Source organism: Embleya sp. NPDC050493 (assembly GCF_044458105.1).
In the GTDB taxonomy this organism is placed as follows: domain Bacteria; phylum Actinomycetota; class Actinomycetes; order Streptomycetales; family Streptomycetaceae; genus Embleya.
This window is the reverse complement of sequence record NZ_JBITHP010000004.1, coordinates 307,160-326,287: the sequence shown is the minus strand read 5'-3', so window position 1 is coordinate 326,287 and position 19,128 is coordinate 307,160. Positions and strand designations below refer to the sequence as shown.

Genomic DNA, 19,128 nt, shown 5'->3' with positions numbered 1-19,128 from the left:
CGGTCGGGCTCGGCGGGTAGAGATGTGCCCATGGCCCAGGTCGTGCGTGAGGTCGAGCGCAAGTATGTCGCGCCGGATGGGGTCGGGGTGCCCGACTTCGCCGGGATGTCGGATGGGGTGCGGGTCGAGGTCGGCAAGACCGTCGAGCTGGACGCGATGTACTTCGACACGCCCGGGCTGGCGCTGGCCGCGCGCGGGATCACGCTGCGCCGACGAACCGGGGGCGCGGATGCCGGGTGGCATCTGAAGCTGCCTGCCGGGGTGGACGCGCGGGACGAGGTACGGGAGCCGCTGGGTGCGTCCGAGCGGGAGGTGCCGGACGGGCTCGCGGTGCGGATCCGGGCGTACACGCGTGGCGGCGAGCCGGTGCCGACGGTGCGGCTGCGGACCGTGCGCGAGGTGCGGATCGTCCGGGCCGGCGGGCCGACCCTGGCCGAGATCGCGCACGACACGGTGACCGCCGAGGTGTTCGTCGGGCCGGGCGTGACCACGATGTCGTGGACCGAGGTCGAGGTCGAACTGGTGGACGGTGAGCCGGCGCTGCTGGACGCGCTGGACCGGCGGCTGACCAAGGGGGGTTGGCGGCGCTCCGAGGCGGCGTCCAAGCTCGGGCACGCACTGGCCGAGGCGGGCCTGCGGCCGGAGCGCCGGATCGCGAAACCGCGCGCGGGAAGCGCCGGCGCGGTGGCGCTGGATTACGTTCGCGAGCAGGTGGAAACGCTGCTCGCCTACGACCCCCGGGTGCGCCTGGACGAACCCGACGCGGTGCACAAGATGCGGGTCGCCACCCGGCGGCTGCGCAGCGCGTTCCGGGTCTTCTCGCGGGTGCTCGACGAGCGGGTGACCGGCATCCTGGGCGCCGAACTCAAGTGGCTGGCATCGGAGTTGGGCCGGGCTCGGGACCAGGAGGTGCTGGTCGAACGGCTGCGCGAACGCATCGCCGCACTGCCCGCGGAGGCGGTACTCGGACCGGTGGAGGCCCGGCTGACCGCCTGGGACGCGCGGCGCCGCGCCGAGGCCCGGGTCCGGATCCTCGCCGAACTCGACGGCGCGCGCTACTTCGCCCTCCTGGACGCACTGGACGTCCTGCTCGCCCGGCCGCCGTTCACCGCCCGGGCCGGTCAACCGGCCCGCCGTCCGGCCGCGGCCGCCCTGCGCCGGAGCGATCGGCGGATCTCCAGGCGGGCCCGGGTCGCGCTGCGCGCCCCCGCCGGGCGGGCCCGCGACACGGCGCTGCACGAGGTGCGCAAGGCCGCCAAACGGGTCCGCTACGCGGGCGAGGCCACCCGCCCGGCGCTGGGCAAACCCGCCAAGCGGCTCACCAAGCGAGCCAAGCGGATCCAGGAGCTGCTGGGCACGCACCAGGACAGCGTGCAGACCCGCAAGGCCCTGCGCCGACTGGCCATCGCGGCCCACGGCGCGGGCGAGAGTTCCTTCACGTGGGGCCTGCTCTACGGCGAGGAGGTCGCGCTCGCGCAGCGCATCGAGGAGGAATTCCCGAGCCAGTGGGCCGACTTCGCCCGGCCGCGACTGCGCCGGGGTTTGTAGCCGCCGCTCGGCCCGGCCCAGGCCCCGTTCGGGGGCGGCGCGAGTCACGAGTCGTGCGTTCCGCTTTTGGGTTGCCGGCCCAACCGCTACGGTCGGTCCAGCGCAAATGGGGCGGGCGCGCGACTGCGCGCACCGAGGGTGTGGGATCCAGGGGTGGGCATGGACGACTGGCGTTTCGACGTACCTACGAGCGGCAGCAAGCACCTGCCCCCGGATCCCGGGTACATCAAGGGACTGGCCAGTCAGGGCTACCGCTTCGAGGAGGCCGTGGCCGACCTGGTGGACAACTCGATCGACGCCGGCGCCTCGGATGTCGTCGTGCACTTCCGGCGCAGCGGCGACCTGCTGACCTCATTGATCATCGTGGACAACGGACGCGGGATGACCGAGGCCGAGTTGGACACCGCGATGACGGTGGGCAAGCGGCGCGCGTACGGCGACAAGGCGCTCGGCATGTTCGGGATGGGCCTGAAGGCGGCGTCCTTCAGCCACGCGGAGAGCGTCACGGTGATCAGCCGGGCCAAGCGGGCCGGCACGGTGGGTCGGCGCTGGCGTACCGAACAGGCGCAGGAGAGCTTCCAGTGCGACATCGTCGAGCTGGAGTTCGCCAAGCGCTTCCTGGACCTGTACGACGAGTACGTGATGTGGAACGGCACCGCGGTGCGCTGGGACGGCGTCCGCGACTTCCCCGCACGCGGTGACGCCGGACAGACCGACATCTACCTCACCAAGACCATGCGCTCGTTGGCCGACCACCTCGGCCTGCACCTGCACCGCTTCCTCGCCGACGGACGGATCCGGATCACCATCGCGGTCTCCGGCACCGACGACGCGACGCCGCCGATGACCTGGCAGGTCCAGGGCGTGGACCCGTTCGGCTACCCGATCTCCGGACTGCCGGGGTACCCGCGCACGTTCACCACCACCCTGGACGGGGTGGGCGCTCTGGAGCTGACCGCCCACGTGTGGACACCGCGCTCCAACGCCGAGCAGTTCCGCCTCCCCGGCGGCATCCTGGCCCGCCAGGGCCTGTACGCCTACCGCAACGACCGACTCGTGCAGGCCGGCGGTTGGCACGGGCTGCGTCAGGGCGAGCAGCACCTGTCGCTGGCCCGGATCGAATTCGACCTGCCGGCCGAGTCGGAGCAGGCGTTCGGACTCACCGTCAAGAAGGCCGAACTACAGCCGATCCCGGGCTTCGTGGACGCGGTCGAACGCGCGACCGACGCCGACGGGCGGACCTTCCTGGAGTTCCTGAAGGACGCCGAGGGGGCCTACCGGCAGGCCCGTACCACCACCCGCGAGCGCAAGGCGGTGCTGCCGCCCGGGAAGGGCTTCGCCCCTGAGCTGCGCGCCGCGATCGAGGAGGAACTCCCCTTCGTACCGGGCGAGGAGCCGATCGAGGTGCGCTGGGTGCCGCTGGGTGGCGACGTGTTCTTCGCGATCGACCGCGAGGAGCGCCGACTGCTGCTGAACAAGCAGTTCCGCGCCGCGCTGCTGGGCGGCCGACGCGCCATCCTCAACGACGTGCCGGTGCTCAAGACGCTGCTGTACCTGCTGATGAACGAGGCGTTCACGGGCGAGCGGATCGGCCCGCGGGTCAAGGACAACCTGGACCTGTGGCAGTCGCTGCTGCTGGCCGCGGTCAAGAGCGAGACCGCCAAGTACGGCCCCGAGGGGGCCTCGTGAGCTCGGACCGTCGCAGCAGGCACCTGAGCTGCGACGCGCTGCGCGACCACCTCGACAACCGGATGCCGATGCTGATCCCGGTCGAGGGCGACCCGCCGCTGTACTGGCACCTGGAGGCGGGCGGCCTGCGCCCGGCCCTGCGCATCCCGGTCCCGCCCGGCACCAAGGCGCCACGACTGGGGACGCAGGGGATTCGGGCGGTGTGTGTGCTGGACGGGGGTGAGCAGTTCCTCCAGGTGTTCATCGAACAGACCAAGCTGCTCCGCGAGTTCCACATCGTGTGTTGTGAGATCGCGGACCGTGTCCAGCAGGATGGGGTCGCTCCGGTAGCGGCCGTGCAGACGACGGTGATGGCCTGGCGCAAGCTGCTGGCCCGAGGTCGGCAGATGTCGCTCGAAGAGGAGATCGGCCTCTTCGGCGAACTGCTCACGCTGATCGGCCTGGCGACGGCCCGGGGTTGGCACGCGGCCGTCGACGCGTGGCAGAACCCGAAGTGCGCGGACCACGACTTCACCGTCGGCCCGTACGACATCGAGGTCAAGACCGTTGCCGGACGGGCCCGCGTGCACACGATCCATGGGCTGACCCAGCTCACGCCGCATGCGGATCGACCACTGTGGTTCGTCTCGCACATGGTCGAGGAGAGCGACGCCGGTCGCACCGTACTCGGTTTGATCGAGAGCATCCGCTCGGCCATCCGCGCAGAAGCGCCGGGTGCCCTGGACGACTTCGACGCCCGGCGTCTCCTGGTCACCGCCGGCGGGCACGCGATTCCCCGCGAGCATCGTTGGGCGCCGGCCGGGACCACGCTCGCGTTCCCGGTGGACGCGGACTTTCCTCGGCTGACCCAGGGCCTCCTCGACGCTCTGCCCGAGTCCGTCACGGTGCGCATCGTCGACATCGACTACCGCATCGACGTGGCCGATCTGATCCCCTCGATCGCCCCTTCCCCGGACGGACTCGACCGTACCGTCGACCTGGGCATGTTGCCGCCCGACGTCGCGTCGGGCCTGTCCGACCCGCACGACCCGAAGGACGGGCGACGGTGACCGACGACCTCGCGCTGCTCGCACTGCACCGGGCGGCCTTCGGTGGCATGGCCACGAGCCCCAGGAACCTGGCGAAGGCGCTGGCCTACCAGGCCGAGGAACACGGTGGGCCGCTCCCCGATCTCGGCGAGTCGGCGCTGCGCCGCCGACTGCACCACGCGCACCCGGACGATCCGTTGCTGATCCTGTGGCGCGACCGGCTCAGCCGCTGGGACTTCGCCGACGGTGAGCCCGCGTCGAACACCCGGGAACGCCGCGCCGCCACCTACCAGGCCCTGGGCCTGGAACCCGCGACCCGCGAACTCCTGGATCGACGCTCCCCGTTCGCGCGCGGCAGCGGCGCCGTGGTGATCACCGACGAGGGCTGCGATCCCTGGTACACCCAGGAGGTGGCCCGACACCACAGCCATTACTGGGACGCCTATCGAGACACCCTGCTGGGCAAGAAGTGGGCTCCGGAGGCCGTCGCCGCACTCGATCGCGACACGACCCGCGTGGTCGAACGGCTCGCCGACCCGGCCGGGGAACAGCCGTACCAGTCCAAGGGCCTGGTGGTCGGCTATGTACAGAGCGGCAAGACCGCCAACTTCACCGGTGTCGTGGCCAAGGCGATCGACGCGGGCTACCGCCTGGTGATCGTGCTCACCGGCACCATCGAGGCACTGCGCGCGCAGACCCAGCGCCGGTTGGACATGGAACTGGTCGGTGTCGAGAACATCTACTACGGCCAGGATCCGGATGCGGGCACCCTCGCGTTCCGCGACTACGACTACCTGGACGACCGGGACCGGCTGGACGGCAGGTTCCTGCGGCACGGTGCGCTGCCGTCGCGGCTCGGCGGCTTCGACATCGTGCGGCTGACCCGGCATCAGGACGACTACCAGGCATTGCGTCAGGGGCTCAGCGCGCTGGAGTTCGAGAAGGCCGACCGGTTCGTCCCGCTGTACGCGCCGGAGAACCTGCATCGCAGTTCGGCCCGGCTGATGGTGGTCAAGAAGAACGCCTCGGTGCTCAAGAAGCTGGTCAAGGACCTCGGCCGGATCAAGACCGAGCGCGGCGAGATCCCCACGCTGATCATCGACGACGAGTCCGATCAGGCGTCGGTGAACACCTCGGACCCGAGGAAGTGGGCGCAGGACCAGGTTCAGCGCACCGCGATCAACGGGATCATCTCGGAACTGCTCGGGATGTTGCCGCGCGCCCAGTACGTCGGCTACACCGCGACCCCGTTCGCCAACGTGTTCATCGATCCGGCCGACGCCGAGGACATCTTCCCCAAGGACTTCGTCATCTCGCTGGATCGCCCGGACGGCTACATGGGCGTCGCGGACTTCCACGACATCGACTCCACGATCCCCGCCGACGAGCGCACGGTGGCCAACTCGGCCGGTCTCGCCCACGTACGCTCGGTCCGGCCGCTGCACGACGACGACGACACCGACCTGTGCACCGCGATCGACATGTTCGTGTTGACCGGCGCGATCAAGTTGTTCCGCGAGGACTACGGTCTCGGCGCCGACCACTTCCGGCATCACACCATGCTCGTGCACGAGTCGGTGAAGACGCATGTACACCGGGACCAGGCCGAGTTGATCAACGCCATCTGGCGCCGCGCGGGCTACCTCGGCTCGGGCGCGCAGGCCCGGCTGCGCCGGCTGTACGAGCAGGACGTGCGACCGGTCAGCGAGGCACACGCGGCGGGCGCGGCGATCCCCGGGTCGTACGCCGACATCGCGCCGTACATCGGCATCGCCGCGATGCGGATCGAGGACTCGATCGGCAGTCCGGTGGTGGTGATCAACGGCGACAAGGAGATCGAGCAGCGCACCGCGGACTTCGACCGGCAGAAGGTCTGGCGGATCCTGGTCGGCGGCGCCAAGCTCTCGCGCGGCTTCACCATCGAGGGCCTGACCGTCTCCTACTACCGGCGCAAGACGCTCGCCGGCGACACGCTCATGCAGATGGGGCGCTGGTTCGGTTTCCGGAAGAACTATCGCGACCTGGTTCGGCTGTACATCGGCCGGGACGAGGGCGGTCGCAACGGCGACCTGTACGAGGCGTTCGAGGCGATCTGTCGCGACGAGGAGGAATTTCGCGACCAACTCCGGCTGTACGCCGAACTCGTCGACGGGGCTCCCCAGGTGACCCCGGCGCAGATCCCGCCCCTGGTCACCCAGCGGTTGCCGTGGCTCAGGCCGACCGCGCGCAACAAGATGTTCAACGCGGAGTTGGTGGAGACCCGGTCGCCGGGGTTGTGGGTGGAACGTTCGGGATATCCGACGAAGCCGGCCGACCTACGGCACAACGTCGAGCGGTTCGCCCCGGTGATCGCCGCGCTGGAACCGGGGCAGGTCGAGTTGGCCTTTCCGGTGGAGGATCGACTGCGCCGGTTCCCGGCATACCTCGGTCGGATCACGAATACCCGGCTGCTGCCCGTGTTGCGCGAGCTGCGCTGGTCGGATCCGGGCCAGTTCGGTCCGGACCTGGTGTACCTGGAGAACCCCCGGATCGCCGGCCACATCGAGGACTGGGTCGTGATCGCCCCGCAACTCCATGATCCCGATCGCGCGTCGGTGACCCTGCACGGCTTCGGCCCGCTCGCGGTGGTCAGCCGAAACCGACGTACGGGCACCTTGTTCAACAAGGTCAGCTTTCCGCCGCATCGTTACGCGGCCCGGCGCATCGCCGGTAGCGGGCCTTCGATCGGCGACCCGGTCGCCGACGGCCTGGTCGCGCCGCGTCGTGGCTGCCTGCTGATCTACCCGACCATGGAGCCGGACCGGAACGAACTCGTGATGGCCTTCGCGCTGGTCCCGCCCAGCAGCGCGGTCTCCCCGGACCGCCGCCTCGTCGCCTTCCGCGCCAAGGACTCCTCCCGGGCCGCCTCCGCGATCGTGGCGGCGCCGGCCTGACCGCCGCCCGGCATGCCCGAACGGGGCGGCACACCTGCCGGTGGCGCCGCCCCGTTCCTGCCCTCGTCCGACGCCCGGGCCCGGCCGTCGGATCGTGGTCCTAGTGCACCCAGAGCGACCAGAGGGTGCCGCCGTTGTTGAGACAGAGGTACACCGGGCCGTGTGCCGGTGCGGCGGCGCGGCCGGCCGCGTCGCAGGACGCCTGCGACGGGTAGTAGCCGTAGAAGATGAAGCTGCCACCCGGGGCCGGGTCCGCCATCGCGGGCTGCGCGGCAGCCCCCACGCCCAACAACGCCGCGGTCAACGCGACACCCGCCATAGCCTTGCGCATGTGCTCGACTCCATTTCTCGCCCCGAGGGCAACTCGGTTCGCTGGAACGGTAATTCGGGTCGTGCTGTGGTGCCGGCGCGCACCCTGAAAAGCTAGCCGGTGGCCTGGACCCGAGCAATAGGTCTATACCAATGGAATCGATCCACACGTTTCTCACACGTTCGGTGGACGACACCGACCCGCACCGCCCCGGAATGGTTCGCCGACCTTGCCGGTTGTCCGAAGGACGTCCGGCGGCGCCACGACCGCCGGCGACACCCAAGGAGATGCGCATGTCGACACCCCCGCGGGGTCACCTCGTGACGACCGTGCACAGCACGCAGACCGTGACGGTCGAGATCGACGGCGAGATCGTCGCCCGATCCGAGCGGCCGGTCGTGCTCTTCGAGACCGGGCTGCCGATCCGGTACTACCTCCCGCCGGACGACGTGGAGTTGACCCGCTTCGAGCCCACCGACACCCACACCACGTGCCCGTTCAAGGGCGAGGCCTCCTACTGGACCTACCTGGGCAACGGCGACACCGGCCCGCGGGCCGACGTGGCCTGGGAGTATCCCGACCCGATCGACGCCGTCCCCGCCATCGCCGGGCACCTGTGCTTCTACGACACCGTCGCCCGGATAACCGTCGAGGGCGAGCCGCCGGCACCGCCGGCCTGACCCGCGACGCCACACGTACGCACGCACACGCACGCACGCACGCAGACACACACGCACACGCACCGAAGCGCGGGGCGGGCCCGCCGAGGCCGGTCCTGGGCCCGCCCGCCCCGCGCCCGGACTCAGCAGCTCAGGTTGTTGCCGGCGCTCGTACCCAGGATCGCCACGAACGACTGGTAGCGGTTGATCCGGCTCTGCACCTGCGCCGGATTGCCGCCGTTGCACTCCAATGCGCCGTTGATGCTGCGGATCGTCTCGCCGAAGCCCGCCCCGTTGGCCATCGCGTTGTGCGGGGTCATCGTGCCGGGGCCGTTCTGGGTGTTCCAGTACCAGAGGCCGGTCTTCCAGGCGACGGCCGGATCGGTCTGGACGAGGTTGGGATTGTTGAGCAGGTTGATGCCCAGCGCGTCCCCCGCCGCCTTGTAGTTGAAGTTCCAGCTCAGCTGGATCGGACCGCGCCCGTAGTAGGCGGCCTGCCCGGCCGGGCAGCCGTACGGCTGATTGGCGTCGCAGTAGTGCGGGTAGTTCGCGGTGTTCTGCTCGACGATGTACACCAGACCGCCGGTCTCGTGGCTGACGTTGGCCAGGAACGCCGCGGCCTCCTGCTTCTTGACCGTGTCGCTGCCGGTGTTGGCGAAGCCCGGGTAGGCGCTCAGCGCGGCGGTCAGGCCGGCGTACGTGTAGAACGGGTTCCGGCTCGGGAACATCTGGTTGAACTGCGCCTCGCTCACCACGAAGTCGCCGGGGTTGCCGCCGTTTCCGCCCGTGCTTCCCCCGGTGGTCGAGCCGCCGGTGGTCGAGCCGCCGCAGGTGAACGGCTCCCAGAACCAGGTGCTGATCACCGGGTCGTAGCCCGGGTTGGCGTTCTTCGCCCGGTAGAGGTTTCCGTTGCTGTAGCGCACCACGTCACCGACCGAATAGGACGTGCCGGCCACCCAGTTCGGGAACGTACAGGTGCCGCCGCCACCCCCGGTCGAGCCGCCGGTCGCGCCTCCCGTGGTCGTGCCGCCGCCACCGCCGCACGAGCCCTGGTCCGCCCAGACCGCCGTGGTTCCGGGCACCTCGCCCTGGGTCCACCACTTGGCGCCCCAGTTGTGTCCGTTGTACGAGGCGGTCGCGCCGCCCGTATAGACGGCCGACGAGTTCCATCCGGTCGCACAACTCGCCGCGGACGCGGTCGAGGCGAACGGCAGCACCGCCGCCAACGCCCCGATCACCGCGATGGCCAACAGGAACGCCACGATCCGTTTTCTCGCCATGGAAAGCCCACTCCCTCGCACAGGACGACACACTGCGCGTGATCGACGGAAGTACCGATACACGTACTTCGATGGCCGTACGGGGACCGGCGCTTGCCTCGATCGAGGCCCCTGGACGGGGTGTTGCGGGGCTCACTCAATACGAATGGTCTATACCAGTCAAGCCCCGGGCGGAATTCGTCTCATGTCTGGGGCGATACCGGCTCGGCGCGGACCGGCACGGGAGCCGACCCGGAGCAGACACCGGAGCCGGCCCCGCCTCCTCGGCGAAACCGGCTCCCGTGCACGTCCGCCGGCTAGGCCGTGTCCGGCGGATCTTGGTGGGGCCGCGCCGCCCGGCACCGCACCTCGCCGCACCGGAGAAACAGCCGAATAGAACCACTATGCGGCTGCTTCTCCGGCACGCCGAGCCACGGCACCGGACGACGCGACCTCATCCACCAAGATCCACCGGACACGGCCTAGTTCGCGGCCTTCACCAGGCCCGGCGCCTCGGGTGCGGTGCCGGTGGGCCCGGCGGCCCGGGCTCGTCGCGCGCCGAGTCCGAAGAATCGTGCCGCGTTGCCACCGAGGATCGACTCGCGCTGCTCCGCGGTGAGTTCCGGGCAGGCCCGGACCACGCCGCCGGGGTCCGACTCGCCCAGGGGGAACGGGAAGTCGGTTCCGAGCATGACCCGGTCGGGCCCCATCACCTCGACCAGCAGTCGCAGCGCGCGCGGGTCGAACACGGCCGAGTCGACGTAGAACCGGCGCACGTACTCCGACGGCGGCCTGGGCGAATCGGCCCGGACCAGGTCCCGGTTGTGCCAGGCGTTGTCGGCTCGGCCGAGCAGGAACGCGAAGCTGCCGCCGCCGTGGCAGAAGCACAACTTCAGCGACTCGGGCAACTTCTCGAACGCGCCCTGGAGGATCATCCCGAGGATGCTCAGCTGGGTCTCCGCGGGCATCCCGACCAGCCAGGGCAACATGTGCCCGCGCATGCGCTCGCCGCCGAGCATGTCCCACGGGTGCACGAGCACCGGGATCTCCTCGGCGGCGCAGTGCGCGAGGAATTCCACGATCCCGTCGTCACCGAGGTACCGCTCGCCCACGTGGTTGCCGATGTGCACACCTCGGTGCCCGGCCGCCGCCGCCCGGGACGCGGTCTCGCAGGCCGCGCCGATGTCCTGGAGCGGGACCTGACTCAGCGGCAACAACCGCCCCGGGTCGAGCGCGCAGTAGTCCAGGATGCGCTCGTTGACCAGGTCGCACCACTCGACCGCACGTGCGGTCTCGGCTGCGTACCCGAACATCAGCGGCGTCGAGGAGATCGCCTGTACGTCCACGCCGAGCGCGTCCATGTCGGCCAACCGGCGCTCGGGGTCCCACAGCGGCGCGATCACCGGACGGTACTCGTCCTCGCCGCTCATCATCATCCCGGTGCCGTCACCGTGGACCCGCAGCCACGGCTCGCCCGCGCCCGTCAGGATGCGGCTCTCGGCCTGCGAGATCCTCGGGAAGACGTGCGAGTGGACGTCGATGACAGTCACGGAACCTCCGTGGTTCACCGCCGGGCTCGGCCGGCGGTCGGGGCAGTGGTGGAGATCGGGTGAGTGGTGCGGCTCGGCCGAGGGGAGATCGGGTCGCGGGGCCCGGTGCCGACAGTCCCACGGACCGCGGGAACGCGGACCGCATGAGCCTCGGGCACACGGGCCCGAGCCCCACGGACCGCGCGCACGCGGACCGGCGTCACGCGGAGGCGTCGGGTGCCGGCACGGTCCGTGGGCGCAGTTCCTCGGGCCATTCCCGGCCCGGGTGAACCGCGCCGCAGTGCGGGCAGGCACGGTCCCCGTCGTAGAACTCCTCGAACAGCGGCGGCAGGTCGTCGACGATCGAACGCAGCTGTACCGGCGCGCGGTTCACCAGCCGGTGGCACTCGACGCAGTACCACTCGAACGCGTCGATCAGGCCCTCGGCCCGGCTGAACTCGACCACGAGGCCGATGCTGCCCGCCTCCGGCCGTTGCGGCGAGTGCCGCACGTGCGGCGGCAGGAGAAAGACGTCGCCCTCGTTGATCTGAATGTCGACCGGCGGCTTGCCCTCCTCCTCCATCACCCGGAGCACCATGTTGCCCTGGAGCTGGTAGAAGAACTCCTCGATCGGGTCGTCGTGGAAGTCGGTGCGCTGGTTGGGCCCGCCGACCACGGTGACCACGAGGTCTGCCTCGGTCCAGATCTGGATGTTGCCGACCGGCGGCTTCAGCAGGTCGCGATGCTCGTCGATCCACCGGTTGAAGTTGAACGGCATGCCATTGGTCAGTTTCGGCAGGCTCATCTCGCGGTCCCTTTCTCGCGTCGTCGCTGTCGCTTCAGGACTCGACGGCGCCGGCGGCGGTGGGGTTCGACGGGGTGGATCGGGTGGGCCGCGGCAGGTACGCGACGCAGGAGATCTCGATCAAAAGGTGCGGATGCGGGAGTTGGTGCACCGCGACGGTCGTGCGGGTGGGACCGGTCTCGTCGAAGTACTCGGCGTAGACCTCGTTGTAGCCGCCGAAATCGTTCATGCTGACCAGGTAGGTGGTGAGCGAGACCGCATCGGCCAGGCCGCCGCCGGCTGCGGCGAGCAGGTCGGCGATGTTCTCGATCACCGCCCGGGTCTGCGCTCGGATGTCGAGGTCGGTGGTACCCATCGCGTCCGCGCTCGCGCCGACGAACGTGCCGTCCGGCCGCCGGGAGCTGGTGCCGGACACGTAGACGAAGTCACCGGCCCGCTTGACGTGTGGGAATCGGCCGCGCGGGGTGGCCTTGCCGGCGACCAGGATGCCGTCGTCGGCGCTCATCGGGTGGTCACCTCCGCGCGGCCCAGGCCGGCCGCGGACACGCGCACGTGCACGCCCTCGGGCAGTGGCAGCGCGGCGGTGGCAGCCCCCGCGAGCACGACCCATCCGGGCCGGAGTTCGAGGCCGGCTTCGGCGGCCAGCCGGGCCGCCGCGATCAGCGAACGCAGCGGGTTGCCCAGGATCGCCGCCGAGGAACCGCTCGCCACGACGCGCCCGTCGACTTCGACGAGCAGGCCCAGGTTGCTCGGGTCCAGCCCGGCCGGGTCGTGCCAGGGGCCGAACCCGAAGCCGGCCGCCGAGGCGTTGTCCGCGATCACGTCGGGGAGCGTGAAACGGAAGTCGGCGTAGCGCGAGTCCAGCACCTCGTAGGCGACCGCCACCCCGGCGATCGCACGGACCGCCTCCGCGGGGGTGACCGTGCCGGACAGCGGGCTGCCGATCAGGAACGCGATCTCCGGCTCGATCCGGGGATGGATCAGGTCGGCCAGGTCGAGCACGCCGCCCTCCTCGACCAGCATCGCGTCGGTGAGCAGGCCCCAGATCACGTCGTCCACGCCCATCTGGACCATCTTGGCGCGGCTGGTGAAGCCCATCTTGACCCCGATCAGCGCCTCGCCCCGGGCCAGCCGGCGGTCGATCACCGCGCGCTGCACCCGGTACGCGGTGGCCAGATCGAGGTCGGTGGTGTCGGTCGGGCGGGCCACGGTCCGATGCGCCATGGCCGCCTCGTCGAGGATGTCGGCGAGGTGGGCGACGAGTTCGGCGTCGGCGTGGCCTCGGCCTTCGACGCCGGTCACGGCTTCGAGTCGGTTGTCGCTCACGAGGTCTCCTCCTGCGGGGTCGTCGCCGCGAATGCGACCCGGACGTCGCCGAGCCCGTCGATCCGGGCCTCCAGTACGTCGCCCGGGGCGACCGCCACCATCGGGCCGAGCGCGCCGGTGAGCACGGTGTCCCCGGCGCGCAGCGGTCGGCCGAGCCGGACGAGGGTGTCCGCGAGCCAGAGCGCGGCGTTCAGCGGGTGGCCCAGGCAGGACGCGCCGGTACCGGTGGAGACCGGCTCGCCGCGCCGCTCCAGAACCATGCCGGCCAGGCGCAGGTCCAGGTCGCCGAGCGCCGTCGGTCGGTTGCCGAGCACGTACATCCCGGAGGAGGCGTTGTCCGCGATGGTGTCCGCGAGGGTGATGTCCCAGTCCCGCACCCGGCTCCCGCAGACCTCGATCGCGGGCAGCACGAAGGCGGTGGCCCGAATCAGGTCGGCGACCGTGTGCCGCTCGTGCGTCAGGTCGGCGTCCAGCACGAGCGCGACCTCGGCCTCGGCCCGGGGCTGGAGCACGGCGCCGACCGGGATCTCGGCACCGTCCGGCACCGCCATGTCCGCGTACAGCATGCCGAAGTCCGGCTCCTGTACTCCGAGTTGGCGTTGAACGGCCGCGGAGGTCAGGCCGATCTTGCGCCCCACCAGCCGGCGGCCCTCGGCGAGCCGGCCCAGAGTCAGTCGCTCCTGGACCGCGTACGCGTCCTCGACGCCGGTGATCAGGTCGCGGATCGGCGCACACGGCACACCGGTCCGCTCCGCGTCGAGCAGCCGCGCGGCGGCGTCGTCGATGGCATTCATCGCTGTCCCTGTCTCCGTCATGTCACCGTCACCGTCACCGTCACGAACCGATCCTTCAGATCTTGATGCAGATGTTCACCGGCTCGGAGAAGAAGTCCAACGAGTACTCGCCGCCCTCCCGGCCGATCCCGGATGCCTTGATCCCCCCGAACGGCGTCCGCAGGTCCCGCAGATTCCAGCAGTTGACCCACACGATCCCCGCCTCGACGCGCGGGGCGACCCGGTGCGCGCGGGACAGGTGGCCGGTCCACACGGTCGCGGCCAGGCCGTACCGGCTGTCGTTGGCCAGCGCGATCGCCTCGTCCTCGGTGTCGAACGGCAGCACGTGGCAGATCGGCCCGAAGACTTCCTCCTGCACGGTGCGCGCGCTCTGCGCCAGGCCGGTGAGCACGGTCGGCTCGACGTGGAATCCCCCGTCGCGCTCGTCGCCGAAGCTCGGCACCCCGCCACCCGCGACGACCGTGGCGCCCTCCTCGACGGCAAGCCGGTAGTAGGACAGCACCTTGTCCCGGTGCGCCGCCGAGATCATCGGCCCGTAGTCGGTCAACGCCCGTGCCCGTGCGCCGAGTTCGGCGACGAAATCGGCAAAGATCGAGCGCTCGACGTAGACCCGTTCGGTGCACAGGCAGATCTGTCCGGAGTGGGTGAAGGCGGACCGTACGGTGCCCGCCACGGCCTCTTCGAAGTCCGCGTCGGCGAACACGATCGCCGGGTTCTTGCCGCCGAGTTCGAAGGATACCGGGGTGATGTGCTCGGCGGCCTTGCGCATGATCGCGCTGCCGGTGGCCGACTCGCCGGTGAAGGCGATCGCATCGACACCGGCATGTGCGGTGAGGAACTCTCCGGCGGCTCCCGCACCGTGACCGTGGATCAGATTGAACGCGCCGACGGGCAGCCCGGCGTCGTGGATCACCTCGGCGAGCAGCGTCGCGGTGGACGGCGTCTCCTCGGACGGCTTGGCGACCACGGTGTTGCCGGCCGCGAGCGCGGGGGCCACCTTCCAGGTGAGCAGCAGTAGCGGAAGGTTCCACGGCGAGATGATCGCGACCACGCCCAGCGGGCGGCGCACGGTGTAGTTGAGCGCCTGGCCGACGCCGCCGCTCCAGCCGGGCACGGTGGTCGAGTGGGCGCGCTCGGGCCGCCCGTAGAGCAGGTCGGCGTAGGCGCGAAAGTTGCCGATCGCGCGCGGGATGTCGACGCCCGCCGCGAGCTCGCGCGGCTTGCCGGTGTCGGCGACCTCGGCGTCCACGAATTCGTCGAACCGGGCCTGGATCCCGTCCGCGATCCGCCGCATCGCCTCGGCCCGCACCTCGACGCTCGCCGCGCCCCACTCGCCGAGCGCAGCACGCGCCGCCGCGACCGCCGCATCCACGATCGCCCGATCGGCCTCGGGCACCTCCCCCACGACGGCCCCGTCCACCGGGTTCACCAGCGGAAACGCCCCGTCACCCGCCCGGGTGAACTCACCCGCCACATAGTGCGCGGGCAGCACACTCTCCCCGGCCGCCGACCGTGCCATCGCCCATCCCTTCGCCACAAGCCCCGTCACACAGGGAGCTTCTCTCGGTGACGACATGCCCGTCCAATGCCCTTTGGACCGTAATGCATATCGTTTTCGATATGGCTCGACGGGAAGCCCGGCCGTCCGCGCAACAGGGGGCACGCCGACCGATCCAGCCCTGCGATACGACCCCGCGCAGGCGGACCGCCGCTCCGGATGCAAGGGGCGCTCCGCGCCCCCACGGGTGGGGCGTCACATCTTCTTCCTAATGATCGAATTGCACTTGACCCATTAGTTCGCTCGACTGTACAACTGAGCCATCAGCACGCCGACGAAGGTAGAGATCATGGGCATCGCCGCCATTCCCCAGGTTGCACACCGTTTCGTGGACGTCGACGGGGTTCGGGTGTTCTACCGGGAGACCGGGCCCGCGAATGCGCCGACGCTGCTTCTGCTGCACGGGTTTCCGTCCGCCTCGCATCAGTTCCGGCGGCTCATGGACGCGTTGGGCAACGACTTTCGGTTGGTGGCGCCGGATTACCCCGGATTCGGGCACACCGAGGTGCCCGCCGGGTTCACCTACTCGTTCGAGCGGCTCGCCGACGTGGTCGAGGGGTTCGTGCACGCGCTCGGTCTGGACCGGTATGTGCTCTACACCTTCGACTTCGGCGGCCCGGTCGGCCTGCGGCTGGCCGAGCGCAGGCCCGCGGCCGTCGCCGGGCTGATCGTGCAGAACGCCAACGCGTACGCCGAGGGCCTGTCCGAGATGGCCCGCGACTTCGTCGCGCTCACCCCCGACGTGCCGGGCGCGCGGGAGAAGGCCGCCGAACTCCTGGTGTTGCCGGTCACCCGGGGCCAGTACGAAGGCGGGACGGCCGATCCGACCCTGGTGGCCCCCGACGGCTGGACCCTGGACCAGCACTTCCTGGACCGGCCCGGGCGCAAGGAGGCCCAGGTCGATCTGGCGCTGAACTACCACACCAACGTCGAGCTGTACCCGAAGTGGCAGGCCTGGCTGGCCGAGCACCGCCCGGCGACGCTGATCCTCTGGGGCCGCAACGACATCTTCTTCCCGGAACCGGGCGCACACGCGTACCTCGCCGACCTCCCGGATGCCGAGCTGCACATCCTGGACACCGGCCACTTCGCCCTGGAGGACAAACTCCCGGAAATCGCCCCGCTGATCGGGGACTTCCTGCCCCGCGCCTGGAATGGAAGCTGAACACCGGCCTTCCGACAACACGATCCGGCGGCTCCGGCCGGTCACCGGGCGTGGGTCTGCGGCCGGTGACCGGCACCGCCTCCCACCCGTCCGACGCGCCTTGATCCATCACCGAGTGTGATCCGGGCCACACCGTGTCACAAGTTCCGTTCGCCCGGCGCCTTGTGTGCGAATCCCCGAGCGAACGGAACAAGGACCATGACGAAGCACAACGGCGGCCGGACCGAAGTCATCGTGATCGGCGGCGGATACGCCGGCGTCCTCGCGGCCAACCGCCTGACCGGCCGCGACGACGTGGCCGTGACCCTCGTGAACCCGCGCCCGACCTTCGTCGAGCGCCTGCGCCTGCACCAGCTGGTGGCGGGGTCCGACGACGCGGTCGTCGACTACAAGGATGTCCTGAGCGAACGCGTCGAACTCGTGGTCGACACCGCGACCGGGATCGACCGGCAGGCGCGCACCGTCTCGCTGGCCGGCGGCGGCACCCTCGGGTACGACCACCTGATCTACGCGGTGGGCAGCCGCAGCGGCGCGCCGCAGGTGCCCGGCGCGGACAGGTTCGCCTACCCGATCGCGACCCTGGAGGAGGCCGAGCGGCTGCGCGAAGCCGTGGCCGCCGCGCCCGCCGACGCGGCGCTGACGGTCGTCGGCGGCGGAGCCACCGGCATCGAGACCGCGGCCGAGCTCGCCGAGGCGGGTCGTACCGTCACCCTCGTCTGCGGCGGGCAACTCGGCCCCTACCTCCACCCGAACGGCCGCCGCTTCGTCGCCAAGCGGCTGGCGTCCCTCGGCGTGACCGTCCTCGAAGGCCCCGGCACGAAGGCGGCGTCCGTGACGGCCGACGCCGTGCACCTCGCCGACGGCCGCGAGGTGCGCGGCCGGCTGACCATCTGGGCCGCCGGCTTCGGCGTTCCCGACCTGGCCGCCCGCAGCGGCCTGAGCACCGACGAGACGGGGCGCCTGCTCACCGACGAGACCCTGACCAGCATCGACGACGACCGCATCGTCGCCGCCGGCGACGCGGCCGCACCCTCGGGCCTCGCCTACCGAATGGGATGCCAATCCGCCGTCCAACTCGGCCCGCACGCCGCCGACGCCGTACTCCGCCGGATCGAGGGCGGGCAACCCGAAGCCGTCGGCATCGCCTTCGCCGGGCTGTGCGTCAGCCTCGGCCGCGGCGCCGGCATCTTCCAGTTCGCACGCAAGGACGACACCGCCATCCGGTTCCACCTCGGCGGTCGCCCGGGCGCGCGCCTGAAGGAATTCGTCGTCTCCCACACCATCAAGCAGCTCTCCGACGAGGCGCGCAAGCCCGGCGCACGCGTCCTGAAGGCCAAGGACGACTCCCGGCAGCAGCGGGTGCGGGACGCGCGCGCGAGCCGGCCGGTGCACGTGTCGTAGTCCTCCCCGGAGCGGGCGGCCCGGGCGCCGCCCGCTCCCCCACAGCCGGACCCCTGGGACGGGCCGACATGAACGAAATGGAAGGATTCGAGGATGCGAGACCACACCGGGGATCCGGCGACCGACGCCTTCGTCGCCCACCGCAATCTGCTCTTCACCGTGGCCTACGAGATCCTCGGCTCGGCGGCCGACGCCGAGGACGTCCTGCAGGAGACCTGGCTGCGCTGGGCCGAGGTCGACCTGGCGCAGGTCCGCGACCGGCGCGCATACCTCGTCCGCATCGCGACCCGGCGGGCACTCGACCGGCTGCGGGCCCTGCGGCGGCGCAAGGAGACCTACGTCGGCCCCTGGCTGCCCGAGCCGCTGCTCACCTCGCCGGACGTCGCCGAGAACGTCGAGCTCGCGGAGAGCCTGTCCATGGCCGTGATGCTCGTCCTGGAGACCCTCTCGCCCACCGAGCGAGCGGTGTTCGTCCTGCGCGAGGTCTTCGACGTCGGCTACGACGAGATCGCCGAGGCGGTCGGCAAGACCCCCGCCACGGTCCGCCAGATCGCCCACCGCTCCCGCAAGCACGTCGACGCCCGCCGCCCTCGCGAAGTGGTCTCCGCCCGCCAGGCGCAGGCCGCCCTCGCGTCCTTCCGGCACGCCGTGGAAACCGGCGACCTGCAGGGCGTGCTGGACGTGCTCGCCCCCGACGTCGTCCTGATCAGCGACGGCGGCGGCGTCAGGAGCGCCGCGCTCCGGCCGGTCAGGGGCCTCACGAAGGTGGTCCGCCTCCTCCTCGCCGCCCTCGGCGACAAGGACGGCAAGCTCACCAGCGAACCCACCACCGTCAACGGCGATCCGGCGCTGCTCCTGCGCGTCGACGGCGAGATCGACAGCGTGATGGCGATCCGTCTCGAGAACGGCCTCGTCACCGACCTCTACTTCGTCCGCAACCCCGCCAAGCTCACCCACATCGCCGCCGCCACGCCGCTCTCCCTGAACTGACACGACACCGGCCGCGGGGCCCCCCCCCGCCCGGGCGGGGGGGGGGGGCGGCGCCGCGCGCCCCCCGGCCCCCCCCCCGCCCGCGCGGGGGGGGGGGGGGCGGCCCCCCCCGGCGGGGGGGGGGGGGGGGGCGC

General features: G+C 71.0%; 16 protein-coding genes. 8 read left to right on the top strand and 8 right to left on the bottom strand.

The features are described from left to right. Positions 1-30 precede the first annotated feature (30 nt). The 4 genes from ACIBM5_RS11510 (at position 31) to ACIBM5_RS11495 (ending at position 7,198) form a co-directional block, all read left to right on the top strand. Positions 31-1,548, top strand: a complete 1,518-nt coding sequence (locus ACIBM5_RS11510; RefSeq protein ID WP_396006629.1) for a CHAD domain-containing protein — start codon at positions 31-33, stop codon at positions 1,546-1,548. A gap of 159 nt (positions 1,549-1,707) precedes the next feature. Then, a complete protein-coding gene (locus ACIBM5_RS11505) occupies positions 1,708-3,237 on the top strand; it encodes an ATP-binding protein (protein WP_396006628.1) in 1,530 nt (509 codons plus the stop codon). Next, positions 3,234-4,286: a PD-(D/E)XK motif protein gene (locus ACIBM5_RS11500; RefSeq protein WP_396006627.1), complete on the top strand. Its 1,053-nt coding sequence runs from the start codon at positions 3,234-3,236 to the stop codon at positions 4,284-4,286. Before ACIBM5_RS11505 ends, ACIBM5_RS11500 begins: the two co-directional genes overlap by 4 nt. Further along, positions 4,283-7,198, top strand: a complete 2,916-nt coding sequence (locus tag ACIBM5_RS11495) for a Z1 domain-containing protein (protein ID WP_396006626.1) — start codon at positions 4,283-4,285, stop codon at positions 7,196-7,198. Before ACIBM5_RS11500 ends, ACIBM5_RS11495 begins: the two co-directional genes overlap by 4 nt. A gap of 100 nt (positions 7,199-7,298) precedes the next feature. Here ACIBM5_RS11495 and ACIBM5_RS11490 read toward each other — a convergent pair whose 3' ends face one another. Further along, a complete protein-coding gene (locus ACIBM5_RS11490) occupies positions 7,299-7,529 on the bottom strand; it encodes a hypothetical protein (RefSeq protein WP_391585091.1) in 231 nt (76 codons plus the stop codon). 272 nt (positions 7,530-7,801) lie between these two features. Between ACIBM5_RS11490 and ACIBM5_RS11485 the strand changes: the two genes are divergently transcribed. Next, positions 7,802-8,188, top strand: coding sequence for a DUF427 domain-containing protein (locus ACIBM5_RS11485; RefSeq protein ID WP_396006625.1), 387 nt, complete (start codon positions 7,802-7,804; stop codon positions 8,186-8,188). A 122-nt stretch (positions 8,189-8,310) separates the two neighbouring features. Here the strand turns inward: ACIBM5_RS11485 and ACIBM5_RS11480 are convergent, their stop codons facing one another. The 7 genes from ACIBM5_RS11480 to ACIBM5_RS11450 all read right to left on the bottom strand — a co-directional run bounded on the left by ACIBM5_RS11480 (position 8,311) and on the right by ACIBM5_RS11450 (position 15,399). Beyond that, positions 8,311-9,447: a glycoside hydrolase family 19 protein gene (locus ACIBM5_RS11480; protein ID WP_396006624.1), complete on the bottom strand. Its 1,137-nt coding sequence runs from the start codon at positions 9,445-9,447 to the stop codon at positions 8,311-8,313. Between the two features lie 461 nt (positions 9,448-9,908). After that, the gene (locus ACIBM5_RS11475) at positions 9,909-10,976 is read right to left on the bottom strand and encodes an amidohydrolase family protein (RefSeq protein WP_396006623.1); all 1,068 of its coding nucleotides are present in this window, start codon (positions 10,974-10,976) and stop codon (positions 9,909-9,911) included. Positions 10,977-11,175: 199 nt separating this feature from the next. Next, positions 11,176-11,760: a 3-hydroxyanthranilate 3,4-dioxygenase gene (locus ACIBM5_RS11470; protein WP_396006622.1), complete on the bottom strand. Its 585-nt coding sequence runs from the start codon at positions 11,758-11,760 to the stop codon at positions 11,176-11,178. Between the two features lie 34 nt (positions 11,761-11,794). Further along, positions 11,795-12,265, bottom strand: coding sequence for a RidA family protein (locus tag ACIBM5_RS11465; RefSeq protein WP_391585086.1), 471 nt, complete (start codon positions 12,263-12,265; stop codon positions 11,795-11,797). Then, on the bottom strand, positions 12,262-13,086 hold the full coding sequence (locus ACIBM5_RS11460; RefSeq protein ID WP_396006621.1) for a 2-keto-4-pentenoate hydratase: 825 nt from the start codon (positions 13,084-13,086) through the stop codon (positions 12,262-12,264). Before ACIBM5_RS11460 ends, ACIBM5_RS11465 begins: the two co-directional genes overlap by 4 nt. Next, positions 13,083-13,880 (bottom strand): 2-keto-4-pentenoate hydratase, encoded by a 798-nt coding sequence (locus ACIBM5_RS11455; RefSeq protein ID WP_396006620.1) that lies wholly within the window; start codon positions 13,878-13,880, stop codon positions 13,083-13,085. The genes ACIBM5_RS11460 and ACIBM5_RS11455 overlap by 4 nt, the downstream gene beginning before the upstream one ends. 55 nt (positions 13,881-13,935) lie before the next feature. Continuing rightward, positions 13,936-15,399, bottom strand: coding sequence for a 2-hydroxymuconic semialdehyde dehydrogenase (locus tag ACIBM5_RS11450; protein WP_396006619.1), 1,464 nt, complete (start codon positions 15,397-15,399; stop codon positions 13,936-13,938). Positions 15,400-15,727: 328 nt separating this feature from the next. Between ACIBM5_RS11450 and ACIBM5_RS11445 the strand changes: the two genes are divergently transcribed. From ACIBM5_RS11445 to ACIBM5_RS11435, 3 genes are all read left to right on the top strand, one after another. After that, on the top strand, positions 15,728-16,603 hold the full coding sequence (locus tag ACIBM5_RS11445) for an alpha/beta fold hydrolase (RefSeq protein WP_396006618.1): 876 nt from the start codon (positions 15,728-15,730) through the stop codon (positions 16,601-16,603). Positions 16,604-16,801: 198 nt separating this feature from the next. Continuing rightward, positions 16,802-18,004: an NAD(P)/FAD-dependent oxidoreductase gene (locus tag ACIBM5_RS11440; RefSeq protein ID WP_396006617.1), complete on the top strand. Its 1,203-nt coding sequence runs from the start codon at positions 16,802-16,804 to the stop codon at positions 18,002-18,004. 93 nt (positions 18,005-18,097) lie between these two features. After that, positions 18,098-18,994 carry an RNA polymerase sigma-70 factor gene (locus ACIBM5_RS11435; protein ID WP_396006616.1) on the top strand — a complete coding sequence of 299 codons (897 nt, stop codon included), beginning with the start codon at positions 18,098-18,100 and terminating at the stop codon, positions 18,992-18,994. The last annotated feature ends 134 nt before the right edge of the window (positions 18,995-19,128 follow it).